This window comes from Streptomyces sp. NPDC051452 (assembly GCF_044454765.1).
Classification (GTDB): Bacteria; Actinomycetota; Actinomycetes; order Streptomycetales; family Streptomycetaceae; genus Streptomyces.
In genome coordinates this window covers 78,885-100,516 of record NZ_JBITEB010000004.1, presented here as the reverse complement: position 1 = coordinate 100,516, position 21,632 = coordinate 78,885, and the positions used below count along the sequence as shown (strand labels likewise).

Below are 21,632 nucleotides of genomic sequence, written 5' to 3'. Positions count from 1 at the left end.
GGCCGGGGCGATTTCGCCACCTTCCCCTCCGCTCTCGCGCTTGACCCGCTCCGACGTGGGCCCGTAGCGTGAGGGCGTTCAGAAATATAGACAACGATCAGAAGCATGCACCGACAGGGAGCGCTTGTGCCGCCTGCCCCTCTCGCCGCCCGGCTCCGCGATCCGAGCGGGCCGCTCTTCTTCCCCGTCACCGCCTACGGCCCCGACGGCTCACTCGACCTCGACGTCTACCGCACCCATGTGCGCCGGGGCGTCGAGGCCGGCGCCGCCGCCGTGTTCGCCTGCTGCGGCACCGGGGAGTTCCACGCGCTGCTGCCGGAGGAGTTCGAGGCCTGCGTCCAGGCGGCCGTGGAGGCGGCCGGGGGGCGCGTCCCGGTCGTCGCGGGCGCCGGCTACGGCACCGCGCTCGCCGTCCGCTACGCGCGTCTGGCCGAGGGCGCGGGTGCCGACGGGCTGCTCGCCATGCCGCCGTACCTCGTGCTCGCCGGACAGGAGGGGCTGCTGCGGCACTACCGGGAGGTCGCCGCGGCCACCGCCCTGCCGGTCGTCGTCTACCAGCGCGACAACGCGGTCTTCACCCCACCCACGGTGACCGAACTCGCCCGCACCGAAGGCGTCATCGGCCTCAAGGACGGCCTCGGCGACCTCGACCTCATGCAGCGGATCGTCAGCGCCGTCCGCACCGAGGCCGGCGGCGACTTCCTCTACTTCAACGGGCTGCCCACCGCGGAGCAGACCCAGCTCGCCTACCGGGCCCTCGGTATCACCCTCTACTCCTCGGCCGTCTTCTGCTTCGCCCCGGAGATCGCCCTCGCCTTCCACCGTGCCCTGGAGACCGGCGACGCGGCCACCGCGCACCGCCTCCTGGACGGCTTCTACCGCCCGTTCGTCGAACTGCGCGCCCAGGGCCGCGGCTACGCCGTCTCCCTGGTCAAGGCGGGCGTACGGCTGCGCGGCCTGGACGTCGGCGAGGTCCGGCCCCCGCTGCACGAGCCGCACGAGGACCACGTCAAACAACTCGCCCAGCTGATCGACCGCGGGCAGGCGCTGCTGGAGGACGACGCGTGAGGGCGTGTGGCCACGGGCCGAGGCAGGGCCACACGACCGGTCGGCCCGGGCGGACCTCCGCGCTGCCGGGGGAGGGACTGTGAAGGCGTCGGCGTTCGTCTACCCGTGGGACGTCAACGGGGACCCCGAGGCCCCCGCGCGACTGGCCGGGCTCGGTGTGGAGCAGGTGACGCTGGCCGCCGCCTACCACTCCACGCGCGCCCTGACCCCCCGCCACCCGCGCCGGCGGATCGTCACCGCCGAGTACGCGGCCACCCTCTACCCGCCGGACGACCGCTGGGCGGGCCGCGGACTGCGCCCGTACCCCGCCGGCCGATGGGCCCCCGGCAACGCCTACGGAGAGGCCTCCCACGCGCTCGCCGAGGCCGGTCTCCAGGTGCACACCTGGGTCGTCCTCGCCCACAGCTCCCGCCTCGGCGCCGAGCACCCGGACACCTCGGTGGTCAACGCCTACGGGGACCGCTACCCCTGGGCGCCCTGCATCGCCCAGCCCGCCACGCGCGCGTACCTGGTCGACCTGGCCGCCGAGGCCGCCGTACGCCCCGGCGCACACGGCACCGAGCTGGAGTCCCTCGGCTGGTACGGCATGCAGCACCTGCACGCCCACGACAAGATCGCCGGCGTGGCTCTCGGGGACGCCGGGCAGTACCTGATGTCCCTGTGCTTCTGTCCCTCCTGCCGCGCCGGCTACGACGGTCACGCCCTCGACGCCGACGCGCTGGCGGCGGCCGTGCGCGCCGCTCTGGAGCCGCTGTGGCGGGGCACGGCGGACGACGCGGGCTGGTCCACCGTCGGAGAACTCCTCGGCGAGGAGACGGCGTCCGCCACGCGCGCGTGGCGGACGCGGACCGCCCGGACCTTGCAGGAGGAGGCCGTCGCCGCCGTGCGCGCCGCCGCGCCCGACGGCTTTCAGGTCCTGCTGCACGCCGACCCGGTCTCCTACCACTGCGGCGCCAACGCGGGCGTCGAGCCCGCCCACATCCTGGCCGTGGCCGACGGTGTCGTGGTGCCCTGCACGGGCGGTACGGCCCTGCTGGCGCCCTTCGCCGAACACGCCCGTCCGGGGACGGTGCTGGCCGCCAACCTCACCATCGTCACCGGGATGGGCGGCAGCCCGGGCACGCTCGCGGCGGACGCGGCACGCGCGCGTGCGCACGGCGCGACGGAGCTGCGGCTGTATCACGCCGGGTTGGCGTCGGACGGCGACCTGGCCGCGGTGCGCGAGGCACTGTCGGCACGCTGAGCGAGCCGGGCCGCCGTCAGCAGCAGGGCCAGCCCGTACAGGGGCAACAGCAGCGCGGGTCCCGCCAGTTCGACCAGGCCGGCCCCGAGGGCGAGCCCGAGCGCGGTCGGCGCGAAGACCAGCGTGTGGGCGGTGGCGGTCACCCGGCCGAGCAACGGCCCCGGCGTCTCCCGCTGGACGGCGGTGAGCGCGGTGATCAGCACGCAGGGCAGTCCCAGGCCGGCCGCCACCCCGGACACCAGGGCCACCGGGTCCGACGGCACGGCCCGCGCGGCCACCGCGACCCCCGTCAGCGCGATCCCCGCCGCCGCGAACCGGCGCTCGCCGAGCCGACGCAGCACCGGCCCCGTCACCAGGCCGACCGCCACCGAACCGGCGCCCTGGACGGCGTACAGCACACCCGTGTAGGCGGGGGAGTGGCCGAGCCGGTCGACCACGGCGTACACCGTGCTGCCGGCGAGGGCGGTCAGCAGCATGGTCGTACCGCCCGCCTGGACCAGCGGGCGCAGCACCGGGTGCCCCCACAGGTGCCGCACGCCAGCCGTGGTCAGCCGGCGCAGGTCCTCGGCCGAGCGGGCGGGCCGCTCCTCGCGCACCCGCAGCAGCGCGCACAGCCCGGCGGCGACCAGGAAGGTGGCGGCGTCCAGGCAGGCCACGGCCGGACCGCCGTAGACGGTGTACAGGCCCGCTCCGGTCAGGGGGGCGACGAGCTTCATGCCCTCCGTGACGGCCATGCGCAGCCCGTTGAACCCGGCGAGGACGTCCGGGGCGACGGCGGTGGCCAGCAGGGCCGACTCGGCGGCGTCCTGGACCACACCGGCCGTGCCGTACAGGAACAGGACGACGAACAGCAGCCACAGCCGGCCCGGGGAGTCGATGGTCACAAGGGTGGGGAGCAGGGCGGCGAGGCCCAGATTCAGGCCGACGAGCAGGGGCCGGCGCCGCAGCCGGTCGGCGACCGTGCCCAGCGCCGGGCCCGCCACGACGGGTGCCCACATGGCGAGCATGCACAGGGCGGCCAGGCCGTCGGAGCCGGTGAGGTCCTTCACCCACACACCCGACGCCAGCCACAGCGAGGAGGTGCCGAAGGAGGACACCACCAGGCCGGTGAGGTACAGCCCCGCGTTGCGGTCCCGCAGTACGGCGGGCACGGTCCGATACGTCGTCATGCCTGGTCATCGTGGGCCTAAGGAGGGAGCCACGGGATCGGCAGGATGCCTTAGGGCCCGGGCGCGGGCACGCCGTACCGATGAGTTCCGGGCGGTCGGCCGGTCACCCCCTCATACGAGCAACGCGACCTCGAAGGAGTGCGACATGACCATGGTGGACCTCGGACCGCAGACCCGGATCCTGGCACGGCTCGCCGAGTCCGTGCCCGACGGCCTGCTGTCCGGCCCGACCCCCTGCCCGGACCTCGCGGTGCGCCATCTGCTGGGCCATCTGCTGGGACTGTCCGTGGCCTTCCGCGACGCCGCCCGCAAGGACCTCGACGCCACCACCGACACCAGCCCCGGCAGCGCCGTACCGGACATCGGCCCCGGCTGGCGGGCGGAGCTGCCCAAGGCGCTGGACGAGCTGGCCGAGGCCTGGCGCGACCCGGCCGCCTGGACCGGTCTGACCCGGGCCGGCGGGGTGGACCTGCCGGGCGCGATCGCCGGCGCCGTCGTCGCCGACGAACTGGTCATCCACGGTTGGGACCTGGCCCGCGCCACCGGCCAGGACTACGCCCCCGATCCGGCCGCGCTCGACTCGGCCCAGGTCTTCCTGCACGCCGCCGCCGACGACCCGAACCGCGGCAACGGCCTGTTCGGCCCGGTCGTGCGGCTCCCGGAGGACGCGTCGCCCCTGGACCGGGCGGTGGGACTGAGCGGCCGGGACCCGAAGTGGCGGCCGGGCATGGCCGGTTGAGCCACCAAAGCCTTGACGTGACGGGTACCCCCTCCTACCGTCGACGCGTCGAACTTCGTACGTCATATATGAGACGCGATACATGACGCGTGACCTCCGAGAGGGCCGCATGACCGCCGCCGCCAGTCCCGCCACCAGCCCCGCCGTCAGTTCCGGCACCAGCTCCGCCCCCACCCCCACCCCGATCCCGTCCCGCACGCAGTTCGTGCTGGACGCGATCCGGGACCGCATCCTGACGGGACGGCTGGCGCCCGGTCAGGCCCTGGTCGAGACGGAACTCGCCGCGCTGTTCGGGGTGTCCAAGACGCCGGTGCGCGAGGCACTGAAGACGCTCGCCGGCACCGGACTCGTCGTGATGAGCCAGTACAAGGGCGTCACCGTGCGCACGGTGGACGCGGACATGGCGCACCAGGTCTACGACGTGCGGCTGCTGCTGGAACCGGAGGCCCTGCGCCGGGCGGTCGGCCGCGGAGCCCCCCTGGACGCCGCCCGGGAGGCGCTGGCCCGCGCCGACGAGGCCACCGACACCGCCGAACGCTCGCTCGCCAACCGCGACTTCCACCGCGCCCTCTATCTGCCCTGCGGCAACCCGCTGCTCGGCCGGATGCTGGACGAGGTCCGCGACCAGGCCGCCCTCGTCTCCACCGTCGCCTGGGCGGCCGACCCGTCCTGGGCAGGGGAGGCCGCCGAGCACCGGGAGATCCTGCGGCTCGCGCTCGACGGTGACGCGGACGGCGCCGCGAGCGCCCTGCACGCCCACATCGCGTCCTTCGTGCGGCGCGCGTTCCCCGACGGCCGCCCCGACACCCGCCCGGAAGGCGGTCCCCGATGAGCGGCGTGACGTTCGCGGACCAACGCGCCGCCCTGGCCGACGTGGTGGCCATCCCGGTGACCCCCTTCGCCGCGGACGGCTCCGTCGACCGGGACGCCCTGCGCCGCCTGCTGCGCCGTCTGCTCGACGGCGGGATCCGTACCCTGACCCCGGGCGGCAACACCGGCGAGTTCTACGCCCTCACCCCCGAGGAGCGCCGTCTGGTCACGGAGTCGGCCGTGCGCGAGGCGGGTGACCGGGCGACGGTCCTCGCCGGTGTCGGGCACGACGTGCCCACCGCGGTCGCCTCGGCCCGGCACGCCCGCGGCCTCGGCGCCCGGATGGTCATGGTCCACCAGCCCGTCCACCCCTATGTCTCGGGCGCCGGCTGGGTCGACTACCACCGGGCCGTCGCCGAGGCCGTCCCCGAGCTGGGCGTGGTGCCGTACGTCCGCGACGCCCGGCTGCCCGGCAACCGCCTCGCCGAGCTGGCCGGCCACTGCCCGAACGTCATCGGCGTGAAGTACGCCGTCCCGGACGCCGCGCGGTTCGCCGCCTTCGCCCGGGACGCGGGCCTCGATCGGTTCGTCTGGGTGGCGGGTCTCGCGGAGCCCTACGCCCCCTCCTACTTCTCCGCGGGCGCCACCGGCTTCACCTCCGGCCTGGTGAACGTCGCCCCGGACCTCCCGCTGACGATGCTGGCGGCGCTCCGTCGCGGCGACTACCCGGCCGCCATGACGGTGTGGGAACGGATCCGCCGCTTCGAGGAACTGCGCGCAGCCCACGGCTCCGCCGACAACGTCACCGTCGTCAAGGAGGCACTCGCCTCCCTCGGCCTGTGCCGCCGGGACGTCCGCCCGCCGGGCGGGACGCTGCCCGAGGAGAAGCGCGCCGAGGTCGCCGCCATCGCGGGCGGGTGGCAGAGGTGACCGCACCGCCGCACAAGCGGCCGGAGGAACTGCGAAGCCACCAGTGGTACGGCGCCGAGGGGCTGCGCTCCTTCAGCCATCGCGCCCGCACCCGCCAGCTCGGCTACCTGCCCGAGGAGCACCTCGGCAAGCCCGTCATCGCCGTCCTGAACACCTGGTCCGACATCAACCCCTGCCACGTCCACCTGCGTGACCGGGCCCAGGCCGTCAAGCGCGGGGTGTGGCAGGCGGGCGGCTTCCCGCTGGAGTTCCCGGTCTCCACCCTCAGCGAGACCTTCCAGAAGCCCACCCCGATGCTCTACCGCAACCTGCTCGCCCTGGAGACGGAGGAGTTGCTGCGGTCGTACCCGGTCGACGGCGCGGTGCTCCTGGGCGGCTGCGACAAGTCCACCCCCGCCCTCCTCATGGGCGCCGCCTCCGTGGACCTGCCGGCCGTCTTCGTACCGGCCGGCCCCATGCTCCCGGGCCACTGGCGCGGCGAAGTCCTGGGCTCCGGTACCGACATGTGGAGGTACTGGGACGACAGACGGGCCGGGCTCATCGGCGACTGCGAGCTGACCGAACTGGAGAGCGGCCTGGCCCGCTCGCCCGGCCACTGCATGACCATGGGTACGGCGTCCACGCTCACGGCCGCCGCCGAGGCGCTCGGCATGACCGTGCCGGGCGCGTCGAGCATCCCGGCGGTGGACTCGGGGCACGAACGGATGGCCGCCCGGGCGGGCCTGACCGCCGTCGACCTGGTCCACCGCGACCGCAGGCCGAGTGACATCCTCACCCGGGAGGCCTTCGAGGACGCCGTGACGACCGCCCTGGGTCTCGGCGGCTCCACCAACGCCGTGATCCATCTGATCGCCATGGCGGGCCGGGCCCGAGTGCGGCTCACCCTGGACGACTTCGACCGCATCGCCCGGACCGTGCCCGTCCTCGCGAACGTCCGGCCCGGCGGACAGCGGTATCTGATGGAGGACTTCCACTTCGCGGGCGGCCTGCCCGGCTTCCTCTCCCGGATCCCGGATCTGCTCCACCTCGACCGGCCGACCGTCGCGCACGACACCCTGCGCGAGCAGCTGCGGGGCGCCCGGGTGCACGACGACGAGGTGATCCGCACCCGCGACAACCCGGTCGCCGACGAGGGCGGGGTCGCCGTCCTGCGCGGCAACCTCTGCCCGGACGGCGCGGTCGTCAAGCACATCGCCGCCGAGCCCCGGCTGCTCCGGCACACCGGACCGGCCGTCGTGTTCGACGACTACCGCACGATGCAGCGCACCATCGACGATCCCTCGCTGGGCATCACGGCCGACAGCGTGCTGGTGCTGCGCAACGCGGGCCCCAAGGGCGGTCCCGGCATGCCCGAGTACGGCATGCTGCCCATCCCGGACCATCTGCTGAGGCGGGGGGTGCGGGACATGGTCAGGATCTCCGACGCCCGGATGAGCGGCACCAGTTACGGCACCTGCGTGCTGCACGTGGCGCCCGAGTCGTACGTCGGCGGGCCGCTGGCGCTGGTGCGCACGGGAGACCTCATCACCCTGGACGTCGCCGCCCGCGGCCTGCACCTCCAGGTGAGCGAGGAGGAGTTGGCACGCAGACGTGCCGACTGGACCCCGCCACCGGTGCGCTACGAGCGGGGCTACGGTGCCCTCTACACCGAACAGATCACCCAGGCCGACACCGGCTGCGACTTCGAGTTCCTGGCCCGGCCCGGCACGGTGGCGGATCCGTACGCCGGCTGAGGCGCCCGATCGGGCCAACGGAACACCATGTCCGGGTCGATGGAAGGTAATGCTCCACTTGTGGCGAGGAGTTGATGCGCGCGAACTGGCGCGTATCGATCGGATAACAGGGCTCGCCGTGCGCTTGTGATGCGCGTAGACAGTCTCTGACCTGGTACCCAACCTCATCCACCAGATCCGGAGAACCCATGCGGAAGTCCCTCAGAGCGGCCGCCGCCGGCGCCGCCTGTGTCGTCGCCGGTGCCGCGCTCTACGGCGCGGGCGCGGCCACCGCCGGTCAGTCGACGGCGAACTCCACCCACGAGCCCTACAACATCGGGCTCCTGGTGAAGGACATCGACACGTACTACGGCACCACCGCCGACGCGAACGGCGTCTACCAGGCGTCCCCGGACAGCCAGTACGCCAAGGACCTGGCGCGCATCGACGCCGACGCCCGGCACCACATCGACAAGGAGGCCCGCGCGGCGCGCCGGCACGGCGAGAAGCCGGCCGTCGTCTTCGACGTCGACGACACGCTGCTGCTCAGCCTCGACTACGAGAAGCGCTACAACTACACGTACAACTCCACCACGTGGAACGACTACGTGAACAAGGCCGACCGGCCGGCCGTCTTCGGCAGCCCCGAACTGGTGCGGTACGCCCAGTCCAAGGGCGTCGAGGTCTTCTACAACTCCGGTCTCACCGAGGCCCAGCGAGCCGCCGCCGTCGCCAACCTGAAGAAGGTGGGTGCCGACGTCGACCTCGACGCCGACCACATGTTCCTCAAGGACAAGGCCAACCCGCCGGCCTACCTGAAGGACTGCGCCACGCCGGGCGCCTGGACCTGCACGACCGTCCAGTACAAGGCGGGCACCCGCAGGCACATCGAACAGGACCTCGGATACGAGATCATCGCCAACTTCGGCGACCAGTACTCGGACCTCGACGGCGGCTACGCGGACCGCACGTACAAGCTGCCGAACCCGACGTACTTCGTCAGCTGATCCGGTCCGGGCGCACGACCGGCGGCGCCGGGGCACCCATCGCGGATGGGTGCCCTCGTCGCGGCGAGTCGTAACACGGAGAAAACCTGAAGCGGGCCGGACGAGGGAACAATCCAGCCAGCATCCCGCACCCCTCTTCAGGCCCCAGGAGTTGGTCATGTCCGAGACGCAGAAGGTGGATCAGCGCACCGGCGCCGTGCCGCCCGCCCCGAACCGTGTCGACCGGTACTTCCGGATCACCGAGCGGGGTTCCACGTTCGGCCGGGAGATACGCGGCGGCTTCGCCACGTTCTTCACCATGGCCTACATCCTCGTCCTGAACCCGATCATCCTGGGCAGCGCCAAGGACAAGTACGGCCACACCCTCGACACCGGACAACTCGCCACCGCCACGGCCCTGGTGGCCTGTGTGATGACGATCGTCATGGGCGTCGGCGGCAACCTGCCGCTCGCGATCGCCGCCGGCCTCGGCCTCAACGCCGTCGTCGCCTTCCAGCTCGCGCTGCTGATGAGCTGGTCCGACGCGATGGGTCTGGTCGTCATCGAGGGCCTGATCATCTGCCTGCTGGTGCTCACCGGTCTGCGCAGAGCGATCATGGACGCGATCCCGCAGCAGCTGAAGCAGGCGATCGGCGTCGGCATCGGTCTGTTCATCGCCTTCATCGGCTTCGTCGACGCCGGGTTCGTCAGCCGGATCCCGGACGCCGCGCACACCACCGTGCCCGTGCAGCTAGGTGCCGTCGGGCGCCTCACCGGCTGGCCCGTCCTCGTCTTCTGCCTCGGCGTCCTGCTCACCATCGCGCTGGTCGCCCGCAAGGTGAGGGGCGCGATCCTCATCAGCATCGTGACGATGACCGTCGTCGCGATCGTCGTCGACGCCGTCGCCGACATCAGGAGCTGGGGCCTGACCACTCCAAAGGTGCCGGACCGGCTCGTCGCCGCCCCGGACTTCGCGCTGGTCGGTCACTTCAGCCTGTTCGGCGGCTTCGCCGAGGCCGGAGTCCTCACCGCCGTCCTGCTGGTCTTCACGCTCATCCTGTCGGACTTCTTCGACGCCATGGGCACCATCGTCGGCATCAGCGCCGAGGCCGGGCTGCTCGACGAGGGGGGCCAGGTGCCGGGCATCGGCCGCGTCCTGTTCATCGACGGTGCCGCGGCCGTCGCCGGCGGTGTCGGCTCGGCCTCCTCCAACACCGCCTACATCGAGTCCGCGGCCGGCGTCGGCGAGGGCGCCCGCACCGGCTTCGCCAACCTCGTCACCGGCGGCCTCTTCGGCCTCGCCCTCTTCCTCACCCCGCTGCTCACCATCGTCCCGCTGCAGGCGGCGGCACCCGCGCTGATCGCGGTGGGCTTCCTGATGATGACCCACGTCAAGCACATCGACTGGGACACCTACGAGATCGCGATCCCGGCGTTCCTGACCATCGCCGCGATGCCGTTCACGTACTCCATCACCGACGGCATCGGCGCCGGCTTCGTGTCCTACGTCGTCATCAAGACCGTCCTCGGCCGGGCGAGGGAAGTGGGCTGGCTGCTGTGGGGGGTGACGGCGCTGTTCCTCCTCTACTTCGCGATCGATCCGCTGGAGCAGGTGCTGGGGGTGCGCTAGGCACCCCGCCCCGGCCCCCGCTCAGCGCTTCAGCGCCGTCCGCATCATCGCCTTGGCCACCGGCGCCGCCAGACCGTTGCCGCTGACCTCCGACCGGGCCGCGTCCGACTGCTCGACCATCACCGCGACGGCGACCTCCTTGCCGTTGCCGTCGGACTTGCCGTAGGAGGTGAACCAGGCGTACGGCGTCTTGCTGTTGTTCTCGCCGTGCTGGGCGGTGCCGGTCTTGCCGCCGACGGTCACGCCGTCGATCAGCGCGTTGGTGCCCGTACCGTCCTTGACGACCGTCTCCATGGCCGACCGCAGCTGCTCGGCGGTCGAGGAGCTGATGACCTCCCGGGTGCCGGCGCTGTCGTCGTAGTTCCGCAGCACCTCACCGCCGCTGTCGGTGATCTGGGACACCATGTGCGGCGAGACCAGCTTGCCGCCGTTGGCTATGGCCGCGGAGACCATGGCCATCTGCAACGGGGTCGCGGTGACGTCGAACTGGCCGATGCCGGACAGCGCCGTCTGCGCCTTGTCCATACCGGAGGGGTAGACGCTCGGGTAGGCCCGCACCGGCACGTCCTGCTTCCGGTCGTTGAAGCCGAACTTCTCGGCCATGGCCCTGACCTTGTCCTGCCCGAGCTGGGCGGCCATATGACCGAAGACGTTGTTGCAGGAGTACTTCAGGGCGACGCGGATCGGAGCGTCCTTGCACGGCGCTGACTTGTTCTCGTTGTCCAGCGGGCGCACGGTGCCCGGCAGGATGTAGGGGTCCGGGCTGTCGGTGGACTCGTCCACGTTCTTGTACAGCCCGTCCTCCAGCGCGGCGGCCGCCACGACCAGCTTGAACGTGGAGCCCGGCGGGAGCGGCTGGCGCAGCGCGCGGTTGGTGAGCGGCTTGTCCTTGTCCGCGTTGAGCGACTTCCAGGCCGAGCCGGCCGTGTTCGCGTCGGTCAGCGAGGAGGGGGCGTAGGACGGGGTCGACACCGCCGCGAGGATCTTGCCGGTCCTGGGGTCGATCGCGACGGCGGCGCCCTTCTTGTCGCCCAGCGCGCGGTACGCCGCCTTCTGCACGTCCGGGTCGATCGTCGTCAGGACCTCGCCGGGATCGGCGCGGCGGTTGGTGACGGTGTCCATCACGGTCTTCAGCCGGGTGTCCGTGCCGTTGAGCAGGTCCGCGTAGATGCCCTCCAACTGGGTGGGCGCGTAGGCCTGCGACGCGTAACCGGTCACCGCGGCGTAGAGCTCGCCGTCCTTGTACGTCCGCTTGTACGCCAGGTCACCCCCCTTCGTGCGCGTGGAGCCGGTGATCGCCTCTCCGGCCACGATGATGTTCCCGAGCGGCCGCGAGTACGTCTCGATCGCGTTCCGCCGGTTGGCCTTGTCGTCCGCGAGGGCCGTGCCGTCGTAGAACTGCACCCATGTCGCCCTGACCAGCAGGGCGAGCACGAGCAGCAGCGCGAAGACGGATGCCCGCCTGATCGTCTTGTTCATCCCGCCTGGAAGACGACCGGAAGGGGGGTGATCGTTCCCTCCCGCCCGCTTTCTCATGGAGCGCTCAGGAACCCCGGGGCGGGGAGGGCCGGCCCGCCAGGACCAGGACGACCTCCTCGATCGTCCGGCCGCGTCCGTTCGCGTACCCCCGGGCGCGGGCCGTCTCCCGGAACCCGCACTTGTCCAGCACGCGCAGCGAGGCCGCGTTGTCGGCCGCCGCCCGCGCGTACAGAGGCCGCTCGGGCACCTCGGCGAGCAGCGCCCGCAGGGCCGCCGTGGCCACGCCCCGGCCCCAGTAGGCGCGGTCGATCCAGTACGTCACCTCGCGCTCGCCGGGCTCGCCGTAGACCGCCGCGCTGCCCGCCACCCGCCCGTCGGCGAGAACCGTGCGCACGACGTCGCAGGACGTCCGCAGCCGTTTCCACCTGGCCTCGAAGGCGTCCAGGTCGGCCGCGTCCGGCAGCCCGAAGGCGGCCATCCGCGCGGCCTCCGGGTCGGTCATCTGCCGGAAGAACAGCGCCAGATCGTCGTCCTTCACGGCCCGCAGAGCGATCTCCATCCCCCGAGCCTACGACCCCCCACCCCCGCCCACACGCTCCCGCCGCCCCAGCCGGGGAGGCGCCCGGCCCGCGCCTGAGCGCGATCCCCGACCTGCGCGCGGACATCACGCCCGGACGCCCTCGGCCGCCATGCCCGGCCTCGCCCCGTCGAAGCGGACGAGCCACCCGCCTCGGGGCGTACGGCGACCACCGGCGCGGCGCCGACGGGGTGTTCGCGGCCGGGTGGTGGGTGGTGGGTGTGCCTGGGGTCGTGATGTGCCCCGCGCCGTGGGGCAGCCGTGTCGGGACCGGGCGTGCGCCATCCGGCCGGGCTCTGGTCCACGGCCTTCCCCCGGCGGGTCTCCGCAAGGGCCCCGCGCCCAGGCGCTCGGGGCGGGCGGCGGCCACCGGGCCGGTTCGTCAGAGGCGGCGGGTGGCCAGGGTGAGGCGGTCGCGGGCGTCGAACAGGGCGTCCCTGATCAGCTGTTCGTGGGCGGGGGTCAGCCGGGCCACGGGGACCGAGCAGCTGATGGCGTCGCGGGCGGGCGTGCGGTAGGGGATGGCCACCCCGAAGCAGCGCAGACCCAGCGTGTTCTCCTCGCGGTCGACCGCGAAGCCCTGCTCCCGGACCTGGTGGAGTTCCCCGATGAGCTTCTCGCGGTCGGTGATGGTGTGCTCGGTGAGCGCGGGCAGCGTCTCCGGCAGCAGCTTGCGCACCTGCTCGTCGGTGTACGTGGCGAGGATCGCCTTGCCCAGCGAGGTCGAGTGGGCCGGCAGCCGGCGCCCTACCCGGGTGAAGGGGCGCAGGTAGTGCTGGGACTGGCGGGTGGCCAGGTAGACGACGTTGACGCCGTCCAGCCGGGCCAGGTGGATGGTCTCCGTGGTGTCGTCGGACAACCGGTCCAGGGTCGGGCGGGCGGCGGCCACCACCTCGTCGCCGTCGATGTACGACGTGCCCACGAGCAGCGCCCGCACCCCGATGCCGTACCGCGTGCCCGTCGCGTCCGTCTCCACCCAGCCCAGCTCCACGAGCGTGCGCAGCAGCATGTACAGGCTGGACTTGGGGTAGCCCACGGCCTCCTGGACGGCCGCGAGCGAGTGCATACCGGGCCGGCCCGCGAAGTACTCCAGGAGTTCAACGGTCCGTACCGCGGACTTGACCTGCGCCCCGCCCCCTGCGTCGCCTGCCGTCATCGCCCCTGACTCCTTCGTTCGACGAGGACCTGGATATTGAGGACCCAGGTGGATAGTCTCCGAGCAGCGTATTCATCATCAGAGACGGCGTTCAGTATATAGAACGCGGCTGAGGGATGACCGAGACAGTGCGGCCTTACTGGGAGGGAACCCGCGGTGGCAGCAGCACCAGTCTGGAGTGTCGACCCGCGCACCGGGAAGCAGCGGGAACAGGTTGCGGTGGAAGCCACAGCCCGGGAGGTGGACGAGGCGGTCCGGGCGGTTCACGCCGTCCGCGCCGCCCTGGCCGACCGGGCGGTCCGCTCGGCGTTCCTGCGCTCGGCCGCCGAGGGCCTGGACGCGGCCAGGGACGGCCTGGTGGAGACCGCGGACGCCGAGAGCGCGCTGGGGCCGGTCCGGCTGACCGGCGAACTCGCCCGCACCTCCTACCAGTTGCGGGCCTTCGCCGACATCGTCGACGAGGGCGCCTTCCTCGACGTCATCATCGACCACCCCGACGACACGGCGACCCCGCCCGTCCCGGACCTGCGCCGCTACAAGGTCCCGCTCGGTGTCGTCGCCGTCTACTCGGCCTCCAACTTCCCCTTCGCCTTCTCCGTCGCGGGCGGCGACACCGCGAGCGCGCTGGCCGCCGGCTGCCCGGTCGTCGTCAAGGCCCACCCCGACCACCCGGCGCTGTCCGAGCAGGTCGCGCGGGTGCTGCGCCGGGCCGCCGCCGGTCACGGCATCCCCGAGGGCGTCGTCGGACTCGTCCACGGCTTCGAGGCGGGCGTCGAGCTGATCAGGCACCCGCTGGTCGCCGCCGCGGGCTTCACCGGCTCCGTACGGGGCGGCCGTGCCCTCTTCGACGCGGCCGCCGCGCGCCCGGTGCCGATCCCGTTCCACGGCGAACTGGGTTCGCTGAACCCGGTGCTGGTCACCGAGGCGGCCGCGGCCGAGCGCGCGGAGGAGATCGGCGGCGGGCTCGCCGGGTCGATGACGCTCGGCACCGGCCAGTTCTGCGTCAAGCCGGGGCTCGTGCTCGTGCCGTCCGGCGCGGGCGGCGACCGGCTGGTGAAGTCCCTGGCCGACGCGGTCGCGGGTACCCGCGCCGGGGTGCTGCTGGACCACCGCATGCGGGACGACTTCATCGCCGGGGTGGCCCGGCGCGCCGGGCTGGAGGGCGTGCAGGCCCCGGTGGTCCCGGGCGCGGACGGCGCGCACACGGTAGGCGCCGGATTCCTCACGGTGGCGGCGAGCCGACTGGTCGGGCAGGGCGCTCACGACCTGCTGCTGGAGGAGTGCTTCGGGCCGGTCACCGTCGTGGTCCGCTACGCGGACGAGGCCGAGGCGAAGGCGGTGCTGTCGCGGCTGCCCGGCAATCTGACGGCGACCGTCCACCTGTCCGCCGAGGAGGCGGCCGGCAAGGGGCGGGGAGCGGAGATCCTCGCCGAGCTGACCCCGCTGGCCGGCCGGGTGCTGGTGAACGGGTGGCCGACGGGGGTGGCCGTGGCGCCGGCCCAGCATCACGGCGGCCCGTACCCGGCGACCACCTCCACCTCCACCTCCGTGGGCGGCAGCGCCATCGAACGGTGGCTGCGGCCGGTCGTCTACCAGAACGCGCCGCAGGCGTTGCTGCCGAGGGAACTGCGCGACGACAACCCCCTGGGGCTTCCCCGCCGGTTCGACGGGGTGCTGGAGCGGTAGCGTCCCGGCTCCGGCCGCCCTGCGACAATCGGACGATGGACGTGGAACTTCCCGAACTCCCTTTCCCGTTGCGGACGTATGGACCAGACGGTCACTGGAGCCACGAGGACGGTGTGCTGACCGGCTGGGCCGGCCCCCGGCAGGACCGCTTCGTGCCGCCCACCGGGGAGGCGCTGGACCCCGCCTCCGACGCGCCCCGGCTGCTCGGGGCGCCCGAGGGGGACTTCCAGCTGATCGCGCGGGTCACCGTCGGGTTCCGCGCCGCGTTCGACGCCGGCGTGCTCTACGTCCATGTCGGCGAGCGGGCCTGGGCCAAGCTCTGTCTGGAGTACTCCCCGGACGTGGCCACCGTCTGCACGGTGGTCACCCGGGGACACTCCGACGACGCCAACTCCTTCACCGTGGAGGGAAGTTCGGTGTGGCTGCGGATCAGCCGGACCGGGCGGGCCTTCGCCTTCCACGCCTCGCGCGACGGTGCGCGCTGGACGTTCGTCCGGCTCTTCACCCTGGCCGAGGAGAAGGAGACGGGCGCCGCGCTGGTCGGGTTCATGACCCAGTCGCCGCTGGGAGAGGGGTGCGTGGTGACCTACGATCACATCGAGTTCAAGGCCGCCTGGCCGCAGGACCTGCGAGACGGAAGCTGAGGGCGAACGTCACCGTCAGCAGGGCCGCGCTGATGGCCAGGCTGACCCGCAGTCCGGCCTCGAAACCGTCGGCGACCAGCGCCCCGAACACCGCGATGCCGAGCCCTCCGGACACCTGCCGGGCCGCGTTGAGGACCCCGGCCGCCAGACCCGCGCGGTCGGCCGGTACGGCGTCCATCATGGCGGCGGTCAGCGGTGGCACCGTCAGCGCGCAGCCCAGCGCCAGCGGGATCAGCAGCGCGGCCACCAGCAGCGGCGGCGTGTCGGCGTCGACGTACAGGAGCACGAGCAGGCCGACGACGGCGACGGGCTGGCCCACGAGCATCGGCAGCCGCGGGCCGTAGCGGCCGGCGACCTTGCCCGCCACCACGTTCGTCACCGCGATCAGGCCCGTCATCGGCAGGAACATCAGCCCCGTGTACAGGGCGGAGTGCCGCTGCACCTGCTGGAAGAAGAGGGAGAAGACGAACACCATGCTGTAGAAGGCCACACTGACCGCGGCGCCCGCCGCGACCGCCGTGGCCACGGCCCGCTCCCGGAAGAGGCCGAGGGGCACCACCGGATGCGGCCGGTGCCCCTCGACACGCAGGAACGCGGCGCCCGCGACGACGGCCACCACCAGGGCGGCCCAGCCCAGGGCGCCGCCCTCGATCACCGCGAACGTCAGCGCCGTCAGCGCCACCACCGCCGTCAGCTGGCCCGGCAGGTCCAGTGGGGCGGGGCGGGGCCGTGAGCGCGGGGCCCGGACGAGCAGCGCCAGGATCACCGCGCCCACCGGCAGGTTGACGAAGAAGACGCCGCGCCAGTCCCACACCGTGGTCAACGCGCCGCCCGCCACCGGGCCGAGCGCCACCGCCAGCGAACCGCCCGCCGCCCACGCGGCCACCGCCCGGGCCCGCCGCGCCGGATCGGTGTACGCCTGCCGCACCAGCGCCAGCGAGGCCGGGAGCACGACCGCCGCGGCCACGCCCTGCACCACCCGGGCGCCGATCAGCGAGGCGAGGTCCGGCGCCAGCCCACAGGCCGCCGAGGACAGCGTGAACACCACCGTGCCGAGCGCGAAGGCCCGGCTCGCCCCGGCCCGGTCGGAGAAGGCCCCGGTGGACAGCATCAGCGCGGCGAAGGCCAGCGTGTAGGCGTCCACCACCCACTGCAGGCCGGACATGCCGGCCCCGAGGGTGGAACCGATGGCGGGCAGGGCCACGTTCACCACGGACGCGTCGAGGCAGATCAGCGCGAAGCCGAGCAGCGAGGCGGTGAGGGTGAGGGCGGAGGAGGTCCTCGCGGACTCCGGTCGGGGCCGGGACGGGGCGAGTTGCGGAGCCTTCGGTATCTGGTTCGTCGACATGCCCCTCATGCTGCGGGGCCGCCGCGCCGTACAGTAGTGGCCCGAACGCCATGCACCCGGAGGTTCTGGCCATGCCCGACAGGCTCGTCCCGCACCGCGTCACCGTCATCGCCCCGTCCCCCGTCTCCCTGTTCAACCTCGCGATGCCCGAACTGCTCTTCGGCAAGGTCGAGGTGGACGGCCGGCCCGGCTACGAGGTGCTCGTCTGCACGGCCGAGCCGGGCCCGCTGCCCACGACCGGCGGACTGGACCTGTACGTCCCGCACGGCCTCGACGCCGTCCGGGACGCGGACACGGTGGTCGTCGCCGGCACGGGTGCGCCCTTCGAACCCGACCCGCGGATCGTGGCCGCCGTTCGCGAGGCGGCCGCCGAGGGCAAGCGCGTCGCCTCCATCTGCACCGGCGCCTTCCAGCTGGCCGCGGCGGGCCTGCTCCAGGGCCGCAAGGCGACCACCTACTGGGCGCACGCCGACGAGATGCGCCGGCGCTACCCGCAGGTCGACCTGCGCGGAGACGTGCTGTACGTGCAGGACGGCCCGTTCCTCACCTCCTCCGGCTACGCGGCCGGCATCGACCTGTGCCTGCACGTCATCCGCACCGACTACGGCGCCGCCGTCGCCAACGAGGTGGCCCGCCGGGCCCTGGTCGCCCCGGTCCGCCCCGGCGGCCAGACCCAGTTCACCCAGACCCCGCTGCCGCCCGAGCGCGGCACCGTCTGCGCCGACACCCGCGGCTGGGCCATGCGCAACCTGGACAAGCCGCTCACCCTCACCGACCTCGCCCGGCACGCCGGCGTCTCGGTCCGCACCCTCACCCGGCGCTTCCACGCCGAGAGCGGGGTCAGCCCGCTGCAGTGGCTGCTGCACCAGCGCATCGAGCGCGCCAAGGAACTGCTGGAGACCACCACCCTGCCCATGGACCAGGTGGCCACCGCCTGCGGCCTCGGCACCGCCGACTCCCTGCGCACCCATCTGACCCGCCGCACCGGCCTCACTCCGAGCGCCTACCGCGCCCAGTTCAGCCGGCACGGCACCGGGCCCCGGGCGGTGGCGTGACCCCGGTGGCGGCGCACGGGCACGAGGGAATGAGACCCGCTGCTTGAACGTTCACATATAGCCCGCGGGGAGAGCCCCCGCACCCGCACGACCCGAAGAGAGCCGAAGAATGCGCGTCGAGATCTGGAGCGACATCGCCTGCCCCTGGTGCTATGTGGGCAAGGCCCGCTTCGAGAAGGCGCTGGCAGCCTTCCCGCACCGCGACGAGGTCGAAGTGGTGCACCGCTCCTTCGAGCTGGACCCCGGCCGCGCCAAGGGCGATGTCCAGCCCGTGATCACCATGCTCACCGGCAAGTACGGCATGAGCGAGGCGCAGGCCCAGGCCGGCGAGGACAACCTGGGCGCCCAGGCCGCCGCCGAGGGTCTGGACTACCGCACCCGGGACCGCGACCACGGCAACACCTTCGACATGCACCGCCTGCTGCACCTCGCCAAGGAGCACGGCAGGCAGGACGAGCTGGTCCAGATCCTCTACCGGGCCAACTTCGCCGAGGAGCGGTCGGTCTTCACCGAGGGCGACGAACGCCTCGTGGAGCTGGCCGTCGAGGCCGGACTGGACGCCGACCGGGTGCGCGCGGTGCTCGCCGATCCGCAGGCGTACGCCGAGGAGGTCCGGGCCGACGAGAGCGAGGCCGCCCGGCTCGGTGCGAACGGGGTGCCCTTCTTCGTCCTCGACCGCACCTACGGCGTCTCCGGCGCCCAGCCCGCCGAGGTCTTCACCCGGGCGCTGACCCAGGCCTGGGGCGAGCGCTCCCCGCTGACGCTGGTCGACCAGGGTGACGCCGAGGCCTGCGGCCCGGACGGGTGCGCGGTCCCGCGACACCACTGAAACCGCAGGTCGGAGCGGATGTATAAGCAACGCTGAGCGGTTCCACGTAAAAATCGGCGATGGACGGCGACTTCACCGGGCCGCAAAGTGGTCCCATGGACACCACGGAGACGTTCGAGAGCCGCGTCCGCGCCGAGTTCAACCCGAGGAACACCTACCTCAACACCGCGAGCAGCGGTCTGCTGCCCGCCCGTACCGTCACGGCCCTGCACGAGGCGGCGCTGCTGCGGGCGGAGGGCCGGCCGCTGCTCCCGCTGATCGAGGACGTGGAGGCATGCCGGGCCGGGTACGCCCGGCTGGCCGGTGTGCCCGCCGACCGCGTGGCGGCCGGGGCCTCCGTCGCCGCGCACAGCGGCGTGATCGCCGCCTCGCTGCCGGCCGGCGCCGAAGTCCTCACCGCCGAGGACGACTTCACCTCCGTGCTCAACCCGTTCCACGTCCGCTGCGACCTCAAGGTCCGCGCGGTCCCGCTGGAGCGGATCGCCGAGTCCGTCCGCCCCGGCACCGCGCTCGTCGCGATCAGCGCGGCCCAGTCCGCCGACGGCCGCCTCGCCGACCTGACCGCCCTGCGCGAGGCCGCCCGCGAGCACGACGCACGCACCTACGTCGACTTCTCCCAGGCCGGCGGCTGGCTGCCGATGGACGCCGGCGCCTACGACTTCACCGCCTGCGTCTCCTTCAAGTGGCTGCTCGGCCCGCACGGCGCGGCCTTCCTCACCGTCCCCGAGGACTTCGGCGGCCTCGTCCCGATCCTCGCGGGCTGGGTCGCGGGCGAGGCCCCCTGGGACAGCTGCTACGGCCCGGTAGCCGAACTGGCCCACTCCGCCCGCCGGTTCGACCTCACCCACGCCCTGTTCAGCTACGCCGGCCTGCGCCGCTCGCTGGAACTGATCGAGGAACTCGGGGCGCCCGCGCTGCACGCGCACGCCGTCGGCCTCGCCGGCCGGTTCCGCGCCGGGCTCGCCGGCCTCGGCCACGAGCCGCTGCCCGCTCCCGGCTCGGCCATCGTCTCGGTGCCCGGCCTCGGCTACCGGCAGGCCGCGCTGAGCGAGGCGGGCATCGAGGTCTCGGACCGCTCGGGCAACCTGCGCGCCGCCTTCCACCTCTACAACACGGCCGCGGACGTGGACCGCCTGCTGGCGGCGCTGTCCGAGTGACCCGGCCCGGCCCGGTGGGATGACACGACCGGGCCGGGGCCTCCCGTCCCACACGAGAAGGCCCCGGCCCGGTGCTCGGGGGGTGTCACCTCACCGGAGTGAAGTCACGCGCGCCGATGAAGTCCGGCCGGCGCACCGGTGCCGCGAACGGCTCGACGGCCGTGTTCTCCACACTGTTGAACACGATGAAGACGTTGCTGCGCGGGAACGGCGTGATGTTGTCGCCCGAGCCGTGCATGCAGTTGCAGTCGAACCAGGTCGCCGAGCCGGCCTTGCCGGTGAACAGCCGGATGCCGTGCTCGCCCGCCAGCGCGGTCAGCGCCTCGTCGGACGGCGTGCCCGCGTCCTGCATCTGCAGCGACTTCTTGTAGTTGTCCTTGGGCGTCTGCCCGGCGCAGCCGAGGAACGTCCGGTGCGAACCCGGCATGATCATGAGTCCGCCGTTGGTGTCGAGATTCTCGGTCAGCGCGATCGAGACGGACACCGTGCGCATGTTGGGCAGGCCGTCCTCGGCGTGCCAGGTCTCGAAGTCCGAGTGCCAGTAGAAGCCGCTCGCGCCGAAGCCCGGCTTGACGTTGATCCGGGACTGGTGGACGTACACGTCCGAGCCGAGGATCTGCCGGGCCCGGCCGACCACGCGTGGGTCGCGCACCAGCTTCGCGAACACCTCGCTGATCCTGTGCACCTCGAAGACCGAGCGGATCTCCTTGGACTGCGGCTCGACGATGGAGCGCTCGTCGGCGCGGATCGCGGGGTCGGTGACCAGCCGGTCCAGCTCGGCCCGGTACACCTCGACCTCGGCCGGGGTGATCAGCTGGTCGACGGCGAGGAAACCGTCACGCTCGAACGCCCCCAGATCGGCGGTCGGGATCGGCCCCGGCGTGTCCGGGGAGCCCCAGACGACCGGGTCCTTGCGGGGGACGGTCACCTCGGTGGTGCCGCGGGTGGGGTACAGATCGGTGACGGTGGTCATGGTGGTCACTGGATGTCACACCTCCTCGGGCTCGGTGAGCAGCGGGTAGACGCCGTTCTCGTCGTGGTCCTCCCGTCCGGTGACCGGCGGGTTGAACACGCAGAGGCAGTGGAAGTCCTCCTTGACGCGCAGCGTGTGCCGCTCGTGCCCGTCGAGGAGGTACATGGTGCCGGGAGTGATCGTGTACGTCTTCCCGGCCTCGTGGTCGGTGAGTTCGGCCTCGCCCTTGGTGCAGACGACGGCCTCGATGTGGTTGGCGTACCACATCGACGTCTCGGTCCCGGCGTACAGGATGGTCTCGTGCACCGAGAAGCCGACCCGCTCCTTGGCGAGGACGATCCGCTTGCTCTCCCAGGTGCCGGACTTCGCCTTGACGTGCCGGTCGGTGCCTTCGATGTCCTTGAACGAACGAACGATCACGGTGGTGCTCTTCCTCCTGGT

At 72.8% G+C, this 21,632-nt stretch carries 20 protein-coding genes; 13 read left to right on the top strand and 7 right to left on the bottom strand.

Annotated features, from left to right (window positions below; genetic code table 11):
• Nucleotides 1–126: 126 nt before the first annotated feature.
• Together ACIBA9_RS12690 and ACIBA9_RS12685 are read left to right on the top strand one after the other, a co-directional pair.
• Complete coding sequence (locus tag ACIBA9_RS12690) at nt 127–1,068, top strand: 5-dehydro-4-deoxyglucarate dehydratase (protein WP_399362288.1); 942 nt, start codon at nt 127–129, stop codon at nt 1,066–1,068.
• 79 nt (nt 1,069–1,147) lie between these two features.
• Entirely contained in the window at nt 1,148–2,311 is a 1,164-nt protein-coding gene (locus ACIBA9_RS12685) for a hypothetical protein (RefSeq protein WP_393900268.1), read from the top strand.
• On the opposite strand, the gene ACIBA9_RS12680 is transcribed toward ACIBA9_RS12685, so the two are convergent.
• Nucleotides 2,248–3,480 carry an MFS transporter gene (locus tag ACIBA9_RS12680; RefSeq protein ID WP_399362286.1) on the bottom strand — a complete coding sequence of 411 codons (1,233 nt, stop codon included), beginning with the start codon at nt 3,478–3,480 and terminating at the stop codon, nt 2,248–2,250. The two genes, ACIBA9_RS12685 and ACIBA9_RS12680, sit on opposite strands and share 64 nt — an antisense overlap.
• A gap of 145 nt (nt 3,481–3,625) precedes the next feature.
• Between ACIBA9_RS12680 and ACIBA9_RS12675 the strand changes: the two genes are divergently transcribed.
• From ACIBA9_RS12675 to ACIBA9_RS12650, 6 genes are all read left to right on the top strand, one after another.
• Nucleotides 3,626–4,219, top strand: a complete 594-nt coding sequence (locus ACIBA9_RS12675) for a TIGR03086 family metal-binding protein (RefSeq protein ID WP_399362284.1) — start codon at nt 3,626–3,628, stop codon at nt 4,217–4,219.
• A gap of 82 nt (nt 4,220–4,301) precedes the next feature.
• Nucleotides 4,302–5,051: a GntR family transcriptional regulator gene (locus ACIBA9_RS12670; RefSeq protein WP_399362282.1), complete on the top strand. Its 750-nt coding sequence runs from the start codon at nt 4,302–4,304 to the stop codon at nt 5,049–5,051.
• On the top strand, nt 5,048–5,959 hold the full coding sequence (locus tag ACIBA9_RS12665) for a dihydrodipicolinate synthase family protein (RefSeq protein ID WP_399362280.1): 912 nt from the start codon (nt 5,048–5,050) through the stop codon (nt 5,957–5,959). The genes ACIBA9_RS12670 and ACIBA9_RS12665 overlap by 4 nt, the downstream gene beginning before the upstream one ends.
• On the top strand, nt 5,956–7,692 hold the full coding sequence (gene araD, locus ACIBA9_RS12660; RefSeq protein WP_399362278.1) for an L-arabinonate dehydratase: 1,737 nt from the start codon (nt 5,956–5,958) through the stop codon (nt 7,690–7,692). The genes ACIBA9_RS12665 and araD overlap by 4 nt, the downstream gene beginning before the upstream one ends.
• 188 nt (nt 7,693–7,880) lie before the next feature.
• On the top strand, nt 7,881–8,678 hold the full coding sequence (locus tag ACIBA9_RS12655; RefSeq protein WP_399362276.1) for an HAD family acid phosphatase: 798 nt from the start codon (nt 7,881–7,883) through the stop codon (nt 8,676–8,678).
• A gap of 157 nt (nt 8,679–8,835) precedes the next feature.
• Nucleotides 8,836–10,287 (top strand): NCS2 family permease, encoded by a 1,452-nt coding sequence (locus ACIBA9_RS12650; RefSeq protein WP_399362274.1) that lies wholly within the window; start codon nt 8,836–8,838, stop codon nt 10,285–10,287.
• A gap of 21 nt (nt 10,288–10,308) precedes the next feature.
• Here the strand turns inward: ACIBA9_RS12650 and ACIBA9_RS12645 are convergent, their stop codons facing one another.
• From ACIBA9_RS12645 to ACIBA9_RS12635, 3 genes are all read right to left on the bottom strand, one after another.
• Entirely contained in the window at nt 10,309–11,766 is a 1,458-nt protein-coding gene (locus ACIBA9_RS12645; RefSeq protein ID WP_399362272.1) for a peptidoglycan D,D-transpeptidase FtsI family protein, read from the bottom strand.
• Between the two features lie 64 nt (nt 11,767–11,830).
• The gene (locus ACIBA9_RS12640) at nt 11,831–12,325 is read right to left on the bottom strand and encodes a GNAT family N-acetyltransferase (protein ID WP_399362270.1); all 495 of its coding nucleotides are present in this window, start codon (nt 12,323–12,325) and stop codon (nt 11,831–11,833) included.
• A 400-nt stretch (nt 12,326–12,725) separates the two neighbouring features.
• Nucleotides 12,726–13,499: an IclR family transcriptional regulator gene (locus ACIBA9_RS12635; protein WP_362162060.1), complete on the bottom strand. Its 774-nt coding sequence runs from the start codon at nt 13,497–13,499 to the stop codon at nt 12,726–12,728.
• Nucleotides 13,500–13,655: 156 nt separating this feature from the next.
• Here ACIBA9_RS12635 and ACIBA9_RS12630 point away from each other — a divergent pair, with 156 nt between their 5' ends.
• Together ACIBA9_RS12630 and ACIBA9_RS12625 are read left to right on the top strand one after the other, a co-directional pair.
• Nucleotides 13,656–15,185 carry an aldehyde dehydrogenase (NADP(+)) gene (locus ACIBA9_RS12630; protein WP_399362267.1) on the top strand — a complete coding sequence of 510 codons (1,530 nt, stop codon included), beginning with the start codon at nt 13,656–13,658 and terminating at the stop codon, nt 15,183–15,185.
• A gap of 35 nt (nt 15,186–15,220) precedes the next feature.
• Nucleotides 15,221–15,829, top strand: a complete 609-nt coding sequence (locus ACIBA9_RS12625) for a DUF1349 domain-containing protein (protein WP_399362265.1) — start codon at nt 15,221–15,223, stop codon at nt 15,827–15,829.
• On the opposite strand, the gene ACIBA9_RS12620 is transcribed toward ACIBA9_RS12625, so the two are convergent.
• Nucleotides 15,789–17,177, bottom strand: a complete 1,389-nt coding sequence (locus tag ACIBA9_RS12620) for an MFS transporter (RefSeq protein ID WP_399362263.1) — start codon at nt 17,175–17,177, stop codon at nt 15,789–15,791. The two genes, ACIBA9_RS12625 and ACIBA9_RS12620, sit on opposite strands and share 41 nt — an antisense overlap.
• Nucleotides 17,178–17,248: 71 nt before the next feature.
• Between ACIBA9_RS12620 and ACIBA9_RS12615 the strand changes: the two genes are divergently transcribed.
• From ACIBA9_RS12615 to ACIBA9_RS12605, 3 genes are all read left to right on the top strand, one after another.
• Nucleotides 17,249–18,232, top strand: coding sequence for a GlxA family transcriptional regulator (locus tag ACIBA9_RS12615; protein WP_399362262.1), 984 nt, complete (start codon nt 17,249–17,251; stop codon nt 18,230–18,232).
• 109 nt (nt 18,233–18,341) lie between these two features.
• The gene (locus ACIBA9_RS12610; RefSeq protein WP_399362259.1) at nt 18,342–19,061 is read left to right on the top strand and encodes a DsbA family oxidoreductase; all 720 of its coding nucleotides are present in this window, start codon (nt 18,342–18,344) and stop codon (nt 19,059–19,061) included.
• Nucleotides 19,062–19,156: 95 nt separating this feature from the next.
• Nucleotides 19,157–20,218: an aminotransferase class V-fold PLP-dependent enzyme gene (locus tag ACIBA9_RS12605; RefSeq protein WP_399362257.1), complete on the top strand. Its 1,062-nt coding sequence runs from the start codon at nt 19,157–19,159 to the stop codon at nt 20,216–20,218.
• 85 nt (nt 20,219–20,303) lie between these two features.
• Here ACIBA9_RS12605 and thpD read toward each other — a convergent pair whose 3' ends face one another.
• Both thpD and ACIBA9_RS12595 read right to left on the bottom strand, forming a co-directional pair.
• Nucleotides 20,304–21,191, bottom strand: coding sequence for an ectoine hydroxylase (gene thpD / locus ACIBA9_RS12600; protein ID WP_399362255.1), 888 nt, complete (start codon nt 21,189–21,191; stop codon nt 20,304–20,306).
• Between the two features lie 15 nt (nt 21,192–21,206).
• Nucleotides 21,207–21,611, bottom strand: coding sequence for an ectoine synthase (locus ACIBA9_RS12595; protein WP_362162044.1), 405 nt, complete (start codon nt 21,609–21,611; stop codon nt 21,207–21,209).
• Nucleotides 21,612–21,632: the final 21 nt, after the last annotated feature.

Excerpts from the sequence above, each read along its gene's own strand:
- ACIBA9_RS12680 (WP_399362286.1), bottom strand. The coding sequence starts at position 3,480 with ATGACGACGTATCGGACCGTGCCCGCCGTACTGCGGGACCGCAACGCG.
- ACIBA9_RS12675 (WP_399362284.1), top strand. The coding sequence starts at position 3,626 with ATGACCATGGTGGACCTCGGACCGCAGACCCGGATCCTGGCACGGCTC.
- ACIBA9_RS12670 (WP_399362282.1), top strand. The coding sequence starts at position 4,302 with ATGACGCGTGACCTCCGAGAGGGCCGCATGACCGCCGCCGCCAGTCCC.
- ACIBA9_RS12665 (WP_399362280.1), top strand. The coding sequence starts at position 5,048 with ATGAGCGGCGTGACGTTCGCGGACCAACGCGCCGCCCTGGCCGACGTG.
- ACIBA9_RS12655 (WP_399362276.1), top strand. The coding sequence starts at position 7,881 with ATGCGGAAGTCCCTCAGAGCGGCCGCCGCCGGCGCCGCCTGTGTCGTC.
- ACIBA9_RS12650 (WP_399362274.1), top strand. The coding sequence starts at position 8,836 with ATGTCCGAGACGCAGAAGGTGGATCAGCGCACCGGCGCCGTGCCGCCC.
- ACIBA9_RS12645 (WP_399362272.1), bottom strand. The coding sequence starts at position 11,766 with ATGAACAAGACGATCAGGCGGGCATCCGTCTTCGCGCTGCTGCTCGTG.
- ACIBA9_RS12640 (WP_399362270.1), bottom strand. The coding sequence starts at position 12,325 with ATGGAGATCGCTCTGCGGGCCGTGAAGGACGACGATCTGGCGCTGTTC.
- ACIBA9_RS12635 (WP_362162060.1), bottom strand. The coding sequence starts at position 13,499 with ATGACGGCAGGCGACGCAGGGGGCGGGGCGCAGGTCAAGTCCGCGGTA.
- ACIBA9_RS12625 (WP_399362265.1), top strand. The coding sequence starts at position 15,221 with ATGGACGTGGAACTTCCCGAACTCCCTTTCCCGTTGCGGACGTATGGA.
- ACIBA9_RS12620 (WP_399362263.1), bottom strand. The coding sequence starts at position 17,177 with ATGTCGACGAACCAGATACCGAAGGCTCCGCAACTCGCCCCGTCCCGG.
- ACIBA9_RS12615 (WP_399362262.1), top strand. The coding sequence starts at position 17,249 with ATGCCCGACAGGCTCGTCCCGCACCGCGTCACCGTCATCGCCCCGTCC.
- ACIBA9_RS12610 (WP_399362259.1), top strand. The coding sequence starts at position 18,342 with ATGCGCGTCGAGATCTGGAGCGACATCGCCTGCCCCTGGTGCTATGTG.
- ACIBA9_RS12605 (WP_399362257.1), top strand. The coding sequence starts at position 19,157 with ATGGACACCACGGAGACGTTCGAGAGCCGCGTCCGCGCCGAGTTCAAC.
- thpD (WP_399362255.1), bottom strand. The coding sequence starts at position 21,191 with ATGACCACCGTCACCGATCTGTACCCCACCCGCGGCACCACCGAGGTG.